This is a genomic window from Prevotella sp. P3-122 (genome assembly GCF_002251365.1).
Lineage (GTDB): Bacteria > Bacteroidota > Bacteroidia > Bacteroidales > Bacteroidaceae > Prevotella.
Window position 1 is genome coordinate 1 of sequence record NZ_NPJH01000072.1, and the last position, 10,365, is coordinate 10,365.

Annotated in this window: 13 protein-coding genes and 1 pseudogene; 4 read left to right on the forward strand and 10 right to left on the reverse strand. The window is 50.8% G+C overall.

Annotated elements, in window-relative coordinates:
• The 4 genes and pseudogenes from CIL02_RS11195 to CIL02_RS11210 all read left to right on the forward strand — a co-directional run.
• Positions 1-189 (forward strand): annotated as a pseudogene (locus CIL02_RS11195) (hypothetical protein); the annotation flags it as partial.
• 68 nt (positions 190-257) lie between these two features.
• On the forward strand, positions 258-674 hold the full coding sequence (locus CIL02_RS11200) for a phage protein Gp36 family protein (RefSeq protein WP_094401749.1): 417 nt from the start codon (positions 258-260) through the stop codon (positions 672-674).
• A gap of 62 nt (positions 675-736) precedes the next feature.
• Positions 737-2,131 carry a DUF935 family protein gene (locus CIL02_RS11205; RefSeq protein ID WP_094401752.1) on the forward strand — a complete coding sequence of 465 codons (1,395 nt, stop codon included), beginning with the start codon at positions 737-739 and terminating at the stop codon, positions 2,129-2,131.
• Between the two features lie 113 nt (positions 2,132-2,244).
• Positions 2,245-3,438, forward strand: a complete 1,194-nt coding sequence (locus tag CIL02_RS11210; RefSeq protein ID WP_094401754.1) for a phage minor head protein — start codon at positions 2,245-2,247, stop codon at positions 3,436-3,438.
• 228 nt (positions 3,439-3,666) lie between these two features.
• On the opposite strand, the gene CIL02_RS11215 is transcribed toward CIL02_RS11210, so the two are convergent.
• From CIL02_RS11215 to CIL02_RS11260, 10 genes are all read right to left on the reverse strand, one after another.
• A complete protein-coding gene (locus CIL02_RS11215) occupies positions 3,667-3,984 on the reverse strand; it encodes an HNH endonuclease (protein WP_094401756.1) in 318 nt (105 codons plus the stop codon).
• Complete coding sequence (locus CIL02_RS11220; protein ID WP_206073493.1) at positions 3,981-4,460, reverse strand: hypothetical protein; 480 nt, start codon at positions 4,458-4,460, stop codon at positions 3,981-3,983. Before CIL02_RS11220 ends, CIL02_RS11215 begins: the two co-directional genes overlap by 4 nt.
• Before the next feature lie 109 nt (positions 4,461-4,569).
• Positions 4,570-5,127, reverse strand: coding sequence for a phage virion morphogenesis protein (locus tag CIL02_RS11225; RefSeq protein ID WP_094401758.1), 558 nt, complete (start codon positions 5,125-5,127; stop codon positions 4,570-4,572).
• Positions 5,128-5,219: 92 nt separating this feature from the next.
• Complete coding sequence (locus tag CIL02_RS11230) at positions 5,220-5,489, reverse strand: hypothetical protein (protein ID WP_094401760.1); 270 nt, start codon at positions 5,487-5,489, stop codon at positions 5,220-5,222.
• Between the two features lie 116 nt (positions 5,490-5,605).
• The gene (locus tag CIL02_RS11235; protein ID WP_094401762.1) at positions 5,606-6,151 is read right to left on the reverse strand and encodes a host-nuclease inhibitor Gam family protein; all 546 of its coding nucleotides are present in this window, start codon (positions 6,149-6,151) and stop codon (positions 5,606-5,608) included.
• Between the two features lie 108 nt (positions 6,152-6,259).
• Positions 6,260-6,748: a hypothetical protein gene (locus tag CIL02_RS11240; protein ID WP_094401765.1), complete on the reverse strand. Its 489-nt coding sequence runs from the start codon at positions 6,746-6,748 to the stop codon at positions 6,260-6,262.
• A 66-nt stretch (positions 6,749-6,814) separates the two neighbouring features.
• Positions 6,815-7,147, reverse strand: a complete 333-nt coding sequence (locus tag CIL02_RS11245) for a DUF4406 domain-containing protein (RefSeq protein WP_094401767.1) — start codon at positions 7,145-7,147, stop codon at positions 6,815-6,817.
• Positions 7,148-7,268: 121 nt separating this feature from the next.
• Positions 7,269-7,889: a bifunctional adenosylcobinamide kinase/adenosylcobinamide-phosphate guanylyltransferase gene (locus CIL02_RS11250; protein WP_094401769.1), complete on the reverse strand. Its 621-nt coding sequence runs from the start codon at positions 7,887-7,889 to the stop codon at positions 7,269-7,271.
• The gene (locus CIL02_RS11255; RefSeq protein ID WP_094401771.1) at positions 7,886-8,761 is read right to left on the reverse strand and encodes an ATP-binding protein; all 876 of its coding nucleotides are present in this window, start codon (positions 8,759-8,761) and stop codon (positions 7,886-7,888) included. Before CIL02_RS11255 ends, CIL02_RS11250 begins: the two co-directional genes overlap by 4 nt.
• A 171-nt stretch (positions 8,762-8,932) precedes the next feature.
• A partial coding sequence (locus tag CIL02_RS11260; protein WP_240513656.1) for a hypothetical protein occupies positions 8,933-10,365 on the reverse strand: 1,433 nt, incomplete at its 5' end.

A 10,365-nucleotide genomic window follows, 5' to 3' on the forward strand; every position in this document is an offset into this window, starting at 1 on the left:
TCCCAGAAGGACGACACCGACATGCAGGCGGGACTCGAGCAGACTCTCGCTTTCGAAAAGGGAATGGCAGGAAACGATGATGCACCCGATGCCGACGAGGGAGCTATCAGCATCCTACAGCGAACGGCACGCCAGGCGGCATTCAAGCCAAGATTCTCCAAACGCAAATCACCCAAGAACTCCTGGTAACACCTCAAACACCCTCAACACCCCCCACCGGGGGGCAGGGGGGCTTCTAAATCTAAAAATAATCAACTATGTTCATCACAGAAAAAGACTACAAGACCGTCATAGGCGACAACGCACTCAAGGTCATAAGCCAGACCTCACAGGAGGTCAGAACCAACGCCGAGTATCAGGCACAGGAGGAAATTGCATCCTATCTCAGGCCACGATACGACACACAAGCCGTATTCGCCGCACAAGAAGACAACCGCAACAGGCTCATCGTAATGATAATGTGCGACATCGCGCTGTACCACATGGCTGCGGCACTGCCACAGAAAATGGGTACCGACATCAGAAAGGAAAGATACGAGCGGGCTCTCAAGACCCTCCAAGGTATACAGGCAGGAAAAATACTACCTGACCTACCACAACCTGCAACAACAGACGGTTCATCACCATCATCACTCAACTGGGCTGCAGAACCAAAGCTCAACCACTACTGGTAAAACCCCAAACACCCTCAACACCCCCCACCGGGGGGCAGGGGGGCTTCTAATCAACAATCAATATGAACATCATCAATTACATCAACAGCATCTTCGCAAGGCAAGACAACACCCTGCACACACCATACGGCAACATCAGCCTCGCAAACCAAACAGACCGTAAGAGAATTCAGAAAATGGTCATACAGCTACAGCGATACACCGATGCACTCACAAGGCGCGACATCGCAGACTGGAGACACGCATGGCAGAAGGCTATCAGCGTAGACAACCCTAACAGGCAGATGCTATACGACATCTACCGAGACGCACACATCGACCTACACCTCTCAGGATGCATCTCACAACGAGAGGACTTCGTCATGGCACGATCGTTCAAACTCGTCGACCAGAACGGTAACGACATCGACAAAGCTAAGCACTACCTCGACCAGACATGGTTCAAGAACCTGCTGCGACACTGCCTCGACAGCAGGTACTACGGACACTCACTCATCGAACTCGGGTCCATCACCACCGACGGAGACGGATGCATATCCTACGATGCCGTCAACCTCATACCAAGAAAGCACGTCGTTCCAGAGAAACACCGAATACTCCAGAACCTCGCGCAGCACTGGTCACAAGGCATTGACTATCATGAAAAGCCATACAGCGAATGGCTCATCGAGGCAGGACAGCCTGATGACCTCGGACTCCTACTCAAGGCGGCAACGCAGACCATACCTAAGAAGAACATGCTCGCTTTCTGGGACGCTTTCGGAGAAATATTCGGAATGCCTATGAGAATAGCACGAACGTCTTCACGTGACTCCAACGAAATAAAGCAAATAGAGGACATGCTCCGCAACGCTGGAGCATCGCTCACTATGGTTGCACCAATCGGAACAGACATCGAACTCCTCGAAACGGCTAAGGCCGACGCATTCAACGTATACGACAAACGGATAGAACGCGCCAACTCCGAACTCTCAAAGCTCATCATCGGACAGACCATGACCATCGAGGACGGATCGTCACTCTCACAGTCGCAGACGCACCTGCAGGTATTCCAGAACCTCGTCGACGCTGATGCTGACATGCTACGCGACATCATCAACAACCAGCTGCTACCAAGAATGGTCAGACACGGATTTCCACTCCACAACCTCAGGTTCGAATGGGACTACTCCGTCGACTACACGCCAGAGCAGCAGCTCGCATACGAAACAATGATTGCAGACAGATACGACGTAGACCCCGAATACTTCGCAAACAAATACGGAGTACCTGCCAAAAATACCACTACAACCCCGCAAACCTCTCAAACCCATCAAACCTCTCAAACCTCTCAAACCCATCAAACCACTCTATCTCATCTATCTCCTCTATCTAATCTACACACACCCCCCACCGGGGGGCAGGGGGGCTTCCCCCCCACCGGGGGGCAGGGCGAATTTACACCTTTTTTCGACTGAGCCCCAGAGACTATCTGGGGCTACACCTCCGCTATGCCGCTCTCATCACAGACCACACTCAGCTATCTACTCTATCTAATCTATCTACTCTATCAAAACTCTTCCGCAACATCATGCGAACCCTCCACCAACAGAAGGGGGCGCAACTAAACATACAAATTCTCGCCGAAGATAGCGTACAGCAATTCATCACCCAACATGCTGCCATTCTCGACTCGGCTTTTCAGGATACGCCCATGTCCGACAAACTCAGAAGCAGCCTGCAACAGTCTGACTACATCTTCTCCGGCATCAAGACTTTCCATGAGCTCAACGAGGCTTTCCCATCACTCATCGACGAGAACGGCGTTCGAAAACCGTTCGAACGATTTTTCAACGACGTTCGAACAATACATGACACATACAACCGAAACTACCTCAGGGCGGAATACAACTTCGCACACGCTGCTGCCGACATGGCTGCCAAATGGGAACAATTCGACGACTCCGACAGATACCTGCTACAATACCGGACCGCAGGAGACGCCAAGGTCAGACCCGAACATGCCGAACTCAACGGAGTGACTCTACCTAAGAACGACTCCTTCTGGGACACATACTACCCGCCTAACGGATGGAACTGCCGCTGCACCGTCGTTGAGGTCAGGAAAGGGAAATACAAACAGACACCACACGACCAGGCAATGGCAAGGGGAGCTAAGGCTACTCTCAAGGACACCAAACGAATGTTCCAGTTCAATCCCGGAAAGCAGCAGAAAACTTTCCCAGACTATAACCCCTACACCATCAAACAGTGCAACAACTGCGACATAGCAAAGGGAAAACTCGATCTCGCGTTCGTTCCTCAGAACGAACTGTGTGCTGCCTGCCAGCTTATGCGTCAAATGGAAAATGGAATAATAGACGAAAAAGTTAGCCGCTCAAAGATTGCTAACGCAAAGAAGTCTCTTGAAAATTGGTATAAAGACAATTTACCTACTGTACCCTTTGGCAAAAACACTGCTAAACGAATTGAAGTTAAAGCAACTGACGGCACTCACATTATTATAAAACGCTCTTTCTACAATGAGACAATCAACAAATATCAAAACGATCCAATATATCCTTTAAAACTTGAATATGCCAAGAAAGCTCACATTCTTATCACAAAAGCAAGGCTTATAAACCCACATGAGGAAAGTATTGATCATACAGATTCGTTCTTTAAGGTTTATGAGATTATTGACGATTGCTATAGAGTAGAAATAAAAGTAAAGTGTAACAGAGATGGGAATTTCATGCACATACTAAGAGCCTATAAAAAATAAAAGCAATGCACCCGTCGCCTTCCTCGTGTGTCTCGCAATAGCGGACGAAGGATAACTTGATACATTGCTTTGCCGCAAAATTACAAAAATAATCCGCTACTTCCAAACAAAGCAGCGGATTTTTTTTCTTTTTTCACTCTTTCAACCATCTATCTCATCTATCTACTTACAAAACCTACAAAACCTACAGAACCTACAAAACCTACAACAATCATCAACAATCAATAATCAATCATCAATCACCTTCCTCTCTCCCCTGTGAACACCGCAGTGGCAGTTCGGACATAGCAGCACCAGGTTGCTCTTCTTCAGCATCAGCTCTGGACGGACGCTCACCGGCTCCTTGTGGTGAATCTCCATCACATCCATTCCGAACTGCTTGCCGCACAGCCCGCAACAACCATCCTGCTCACGGTAAAGCACCCAGCGAAGACGCTTCATCTGTTTGCGAACGCTCGTACGCTCCGTTTCCCTACGACGCTTCAGTCTCACACGTGACACATAGAAGTAAACTCCGAACAGCTTGAAATGAAAACTACAGCTCATTCCGACACCTCCTCTCTGCCAAGAACCGACGGAAGTCTTATCTCACGCGTCATCAGGTCGGGGCGCTCACGGATCCACGTCATCTCAATAACCTCGATGCCCTCAATCAGCTCCTCATGGTTGTGGTTCGTCAACGTCGACAACAATCTCAAAGGACTGTAGTATTCACTGCCGCTCATGCCCAGGACAACGCTCGATACCCACATACCAGTCACGATGTTCTCTAACTGGTGCTCCAAACCGGCACTCACGTTCGTGACAACGTGAAGCCTCACCTCGCCCTTACCTACATAGCTGCCCTCAACCACCTTCTTCCACTCTATATCTCCGAACTCAACAAAAACAGCCGGACACTCCCAAGCCTCTTCCTGATCGATGAACTCCACATTGTGGTTCCACCAGCTGATATGCTTCACCTCAGGCAACAGCCGCCGGCACTCAGCATAGAAATCCTTATAAAACTCATTTCGTACCATAACTATATCATTTTATTATTATTGTAAATACATCTATCTCCTCTATCTCCTCTATCTCCTCTATCTAATCTATACCCCCCACCGGGGGGCAGGGGGGCTTCTATCTCCTCTATACTCCCCCACCAGGGGGCAGGGGGGCTTCAAGTCGCTCCAGTTCCTCATCTATCACACGCTCAACTATCTTCGACACGCCAGCAGACCAACCAAGGAACATTCTACGTGGTATCACTATCTTCGAACCGACCTTCTTCAAAGCCATCTGATGCCAGAACTCTGCAGCACCGCTCAGACGGCGGTTCTTCTTCGTATTGCTCAGCCTCCCGTCCTTCTTCCTGCCAAGACCGCCCTGGGCCTCGTAGTATTTTGCCCAGAAGAAACGCTTCATCCGCGCTGTCACAACTATCTCACCGCCTTCGTTGTGGATGCCAGCATACGGACGGTCGCTCCAGAACTCAACACCGTCACCACGAACACGGCTCCTCAGGCTACGACGAAGGCTACCTGTATCTATCAGAGTGCTCCCGCCACCATCAGCCGACCGGCGGCTGCGTTGCCACGACTCACCGAAAAAACCCTGACGCTCGAAGTTCCGGTCAAACTCCTCGCTAAGCTCAACCTGAATGTCACGCAGTATCCTACGCCTCATCTCATCCATTACATTTCCCATACCTATAAACCTCAAAACCTTAAAACCTCAAAACCTTAAAACCTCAAAACCTTAAACCTTCTATCTCCTCTATCTCCTCTATCTCCTCTATCTTATCTATACCCCCCACCGGGGGGCAGGGGGGCTTCTATCTCCCCAAAATTGAACACCAGCTGGGTGAAGCTATGCTTCGGCAATGCCTTACCCTCATCTGCGCTTGCCTTCAGCATATTGTAGAAAGTACGTTCGCTGATCGCATACACTGGATAGATGTACCTGCGCCATATCTCACGGTTCGACAAACCGCTGCGGCACTTGCTGTCATAAATCCGGTTTATCTCCATCACTCGCTTCTGGTAACTCAGTCCTCTACGCTTCTCCATACTGGTGTCCAAAATTAAACATTAAACATCTATTCTATCTACTCAATCTTATCTATCTCATCTATCTGCTCTATCTCCTCTATACCCCCCCACCGGGGGTCAGGGGGGCTTGGCATTCACAACGCTTCCTCCTTCTTCGGTTCTACGTAGAATGTCTCGTCCTGCACTACCTGGATGCCACAGCGCATCATCCCCTCCGTCATGCGGATGCTCCCGTCGGGGGTGTTCAGTTCCTCGTCACGGTCGGCAAGCAGCTTGTCCTTAGCTATCTCTTCAGTCGTGCGGATGTAGCGCGGAAGGAACTCCTTCACCAGCTGCAACGCACTCGCCCACGTGAAGCCCTTCAGTGTCTTGAGCTTAGGTGTGCCGGTACGGAACCCTATCACGCCGTGCGACATGTCGAGGCTCTTCTTCTTCATGAACAGCTCCGCCTGGTTCTCAGTGGCGTAGGTCTGGAGCGTGTCGAAGGCGCACTCACGCTCGCACATCAGTTCACCCAACTTCTGCTGGTGCTTCTCCCTGATCTTCGCACACTGAAGGTCTATCTCAGCGTTGATTTTCTCAATCTGGGCGTCTGCCTTCGCATACTGCGCGAACGCCTCTTCTGCCGCATCACGGCTCACTCCCGTCACAACGGTCTTCTTTTGTCTTTTTGTTGCCATAGTTCTAAAAAAATTAAATTATTATTAATAAGGATAATCCCCAATATCTATCTCATCTATCTTATCTATCTCCTCTATACCCCCCACCGGGGGGCAGGGGGGCTTTCCTCATGCCTCACCCACACTCATCAACATCTTCTCCAGTCCGCTCACATCAAGCAACGTTCCCGGTGCCTCAGTCTTACGCCCAAGACCGCCCTTACGCTTTATCGTCCGGAGCTTCCTACCAAGGGCAACCAACTCATCATCACTCAGACGAGCAAAACGCTTGCCCGCGATACGCACATCCTCGCAGAAAGCGTCAACACGACACCAGGAAGTAGTATCCACACCAAGCTCCTGCATCAGCTTAAGGCACATGCTCCGCCGCTTACGCAATAAAGCACCCGCAACCTTACGGCGCTCACACCTGCCAACCTCACGCTCCAAAGCCCTGCACAGACTACCATACTCACCGGCTGTCATCTCACGAACGCTCGCAGTTCTGCCAAATGTATACTGCTTCACCAGTATTCGCTTCAGCTCATCACGGTCACCATCGAAAGGCAGCTCTCTCAGCAAACCGTAAAACCATCCATAATTCCTGTTCTCTTCCATAATCTATCTCCTCTATCTTATCTATCTCCTCTATCTTATCAATAATCAGTAATCAGTAATCAATCATCACACATCTACTCTATAACCAACAAACTCCATCCCCTCAAACATCACCGTCAGACCGCAACTGCTCGCCACATCAAGCTCAAGCTTCGCACCCTTGCTCTGCTCCCAACCACGAAGCATGTAGATAGCGTCGCAATCAACAAGCATACGTATGTCAGCACGCATGTGCTCATGCCAGTCAGCATCATCCGAAACACCGTTGTCAAAAGGGTTCACTGCATCGTAACCCTTCAGGCTCAGGTAACAGCCGGCTGCCTTGAAAGCAGCCTTACGCTCAACAATATCATGGTGCGCTATCGCACCGCTGATATAAACTCTTTCTTTACGTTCCATATCTTCCTTTGTTTATTGTTATTATTAATGTTCTCTATCTCCTCTATCTTATCTATCTCCTCTATCTCCTCTATCTCCCTACAGAACCTACAAAACCTACAAAAACCTACACCCCCTTAAACTATACATTGTTCGTCGTCCGCAGCACTCCCTCCTCCCATACCACGAAACTATTGCCCGCATCGGGATTGAACCGCCCCTGACAGTAAGCCCGGAAACCTACAACCCTCACCTTCACGTCAGCCAGATAACGCAGCTTCTTGGCAGGCTTGCCCATAGGCTGGCCCTTCTCCTCCTGGCTGATGAAGATGAAACACTTCCGCGGAAATGAACGCACCAGCGACTCCGTCTCAGGATAATCCCAATGAGCCAGCTGGAAAGAGTCCACGATGATGAACTTCGCCGAGTGACGCTTCTTCAGACGCTCCATCAAGTCATTCATCGTGTCGTTCGTCACCACCCGGAACCAACCCTGACGCTTGTCAAGCTCATGCCGAATCACTCGTTCCTGGAAACTCTGGTTCAAACCCTCCTCATAACTCAGGTACAACACCTGACCGTAATTGGTAAGTTCGTAGGCCAACTGCATCACGAAACTGCTCTTGCCATTCGCGCTCGCACCGCTGATGAACCACGTCGCACGCTCCTCAGGCAAACCGAAGCATTCCGCCCAACGACCGCCCCATGGAAGAGTCTTGTACGTCTTCTTCACTATCTCTCTCGGACTGTATGCTCGCTTCATAACCCTCTCTTTATCTTTTCTATCTCAGTATATACCCTACGAAGACCGCCACCGCTCTTCCTCACTATCTGGCCGATGTCCGAGCCGTCGGGGGCGTTCACCCTCGCCACGACACGAGCCTGCTCTAACAGGAACTCCCTCCGGTCGTCCTCCTGCTCAGGCGTAACCCGGCTGTACTTCCCGCCATAACGCGAGAATATCTCCGCATAGCCCACCTTCCGACCCTCAACGTTCCTCTTGATCTTTGCTGCCAGACCGTCAGCACCCATCATGTACCACCCGCAGCACATCTCCGTAGCGTTCCACAATGCCTTCAGCTCTAAAAAAGCCTCATACTGCAAGTCACCAGCCTCGTCCAACACTACCAAAGGACGCTCCATCGAACGCAGGTAATACACCAGGTCCTCATAAACATCCTGATACTTAACGCCACCGTCAAGACCAAACTCATTCGCGATCTTCCTAACCATCGCACGCTTCGTCTTCACCTGGCTGCAGTCTATATACACAGCATTCCGGTGCTCGTTCACATACCATCTCGCCGTGAACGTCTTGCCGATATTCGGCACGTCACACAATATCACGCTAAGGCTACGCTCCTGGCATACCTCTAACTGAGTCGTCACATACTTGAACGTCTCCGTTCTCGCACCCTTCCACTCGATGCTATCCCTAAGACTCACATCAAGCCTCCTCGCAATCCTAACCCAGTTCGCATCGCTCAGAGCCTTCTCCAACTGGCCCTTCTTCAGCTGGTGGTAAACACTTGCCGATATACCCAAAGCAGATGCGTGCTTAGCGTCGCTCGGGTAATTAGACCTATTCAACTCGATGGCGCTCAATATCCGCCCCTTAATCTCTTTACTAATCATATTATAATGCCGTTTTAATGGTGTTACAACTCTATTCAAACCTCAACCGTCAACCTCTTCAACCTCCTCAACATCCTCTATCTCCTCTATCTTATCTATCTCCTCTATCTTATCTATCTCCTCTATCTCCTCTATCTTATCCATACCCCCCACCGGGGGGCAGGGGGGCTTCTATAAACTCTCAAAAGCCCTGCTCTCTGTCGTTTCAAATACAGGCCTTTCTTCTATATGCTGACCTACCACCGAAACTGCCTCCAGTTCTTCAGGTTCTGGTTCACGGGAGGGCAAAGAGGTCTTCCGCATCACCCCCACACGCTCAATCTCATGCTCCCTCACATACTTGCCGAACTTCGCAATCTTCTTCCGCTGCTCGATGTACTTCACCGTGTCCTCATCAGTCTGCTCGGCCATCACCCTGTTGTAAGTCTCCACCTTCTCCACAGTGTCGATATACTTGTCGCCCTGGAAGATATACACCTCCGTCGGCTTGCCTTCTCCGTCAGGCATGTAGTAGGCAGTCACCTTGTAGTCGTTTGGCTTCAGACGCTCCAGGACACTCGTGTCGCTCAGCCACCAGTCCTCGTAGCATACCCTCACTGTCGAGTTCCTCCGGATGCTCGTCTCAACCCTCTCACCGATATACCGCGCCAACGTCACCTTGTCCAACGGTTGCAGGTTAGGGTTAAGACACTCACAAAGCACCTCCCACCTCGTCATGCCGGGAAACATCTTCTGATTCGGGTGCAACTGGTGGTTCCACTCCCAGTTGTCCTTGCGGTCATCTGCCACCAACTCGTCAAAGCCGAAATACTCCTTGTCCTCGTAGGTGTCGTTCCACTCATCGCTCACCTTCTTGTATTCCTGCCTCCACTTGCCCTTGCCGTAGAACCTGCCGATGCCCTCGTGGTTCTTGTGGATCACGCTCCGCTTCTTCGCACCGTTCAACGGCTCCGCATACTTCTCCTGGGAGTTCTGAGGCGCACAGTAGCGTATCCAAGAGAACGCTACACCGGCCTGCAAAAAGCCGTCCTTGTACTTCGACATCAGGTGGTTCTCCACCTCAATACCTGCCGGCATACCCCAGCCCTGTTTGGCGCACAGGCGGAACATTTCTCGGAAGCAGTCCACTACCAGGTCATCGTCCTTCTGACGCGCATAACTCGCACCGACCACGCACTGGCTCACCACATCGTAAGCATAGTAAGCATGAACCCGCTGCTTCGTGTCCTTCAGCTTCCGAGTCAGGTCCACGTCGTCCATCGTTATCTGACTCAACGACCACTGACCGCCATGGCGGTGAACGTGAGGCATCTGCTCGTGCATGAATGTCGTCCAGCTCGTCAGCTTCTGCTCTATCAGCAGCTTGTTCGCAGGCTTGTTCAGGTAGTTCGCTATCGTGCTCTCGCTCAGTTCCTTCGGTTCACCGGTCTTCTTGTCCACGAAGTCGTCTGGATTCATCAGCTCACCCGTATTCAAATCATACACATCCAGCTCGCCGCATACAAACGACAGGTAGTTCTCGTGTGTCGTCGTGTTGTAGGGCTTGGTCGGCAGAACAGCCAAACTCAGTATCAGACGCTCTGTCTTCCAGTCAACCTTCCGCG

What these genes read in the sequence shown, in the direction of transcription:
- CIL02_RS11215 (WP_094401756.1), bottom strand. Translation starts at nt 3,984, where the DNA reads ATGAGCTGTAGTTTTCATTTCAAGCTGTTCGGAGTTTACTTCTATGTG.
- CIL02_RS11235 (WP_094401762.1), bottom strand. Translation starts at nt 6,151, where the DNA reads ATGGCAACAAAAAGACAAAAGAAGACCGTTGTGACGGGAGTGAGCCGT.
- CIL02_RS11210 (WP_094401754.1), top strand. Translation starts at nt 2,245, where the DNA reads ATGCGAACCCTCCACCAACAGAAGGGGGCGCAACTAAACATACAAATT.
- CIL02_RS11230 (WP_094401760.1), bottom strand. Translation starts at nt 5,489, where the DNA reads ATGGAGAAGCGTAGAGGACTGAGTTACCAGAAGCGAGTGATGGAGATA.
- CIL02_RS11245 (WP_094401767.1), bottom strand. Translation starts at nt 7,147, where the DNA reads ATGGAACGTAAAGAAAGAGTTTATATCAGCGGTGCGATAGCGCACCAT.
- CIL02_RS11240 (WP_094401765.1), bottom strand. Translation starts at nt 6,748, where the DNA reads ATGGAAGAGAACAGGAATTATGGATGGTTTTACGGTTTGCTGAGAGAG.
- CIL02_RS11220 (WP_206073493.1), bottom strand. Translation starts at nt 4,460, where the DNA reads ATGGTACGAAATGAGTTTTATAAGGATTTCTATGCTGAGTGCCGGCGG.
- CIL02_RS11225 (WP_094401758.1), bottom strand. Translation starts at nt 5,127, where the DNA reads ATGGGAAATGTAATGGATGAGATGAGGCGTAGGATACTGCGTGACATT.
- CIL02_RS11205 (WP_094401752.1), top strand. Translation starts at nt 737, where the DNA reads ATGAACATCATCAATTACATCAACAGCATCTTCGCAAGGCAAGACAAC.
- CIL02_RS11200 (WP_094401749.1), top strand. Translation starts at nt 258, where the DNA reads ATGTTCATCACAGAAAAAGACTACAAGACCGTCATAGGCGACAACGCA.
- CIL02_RS11250 (WP_094401769.1), bottom strand. Translation starts at nt 7,889, where the DNA reads ATGAAGCGAGCATACAGTCCGAGAGAGATAGTGAAGAAGACGTACAAG.
- CIL02_RS11255 (WP_094401771.1), bottom strand. Translation starts at nt 8,761, where the DNA reads ATGATTAGTAAAGAGATTAAGGGGCGGATATTGAGCGCCATCGAGTTG.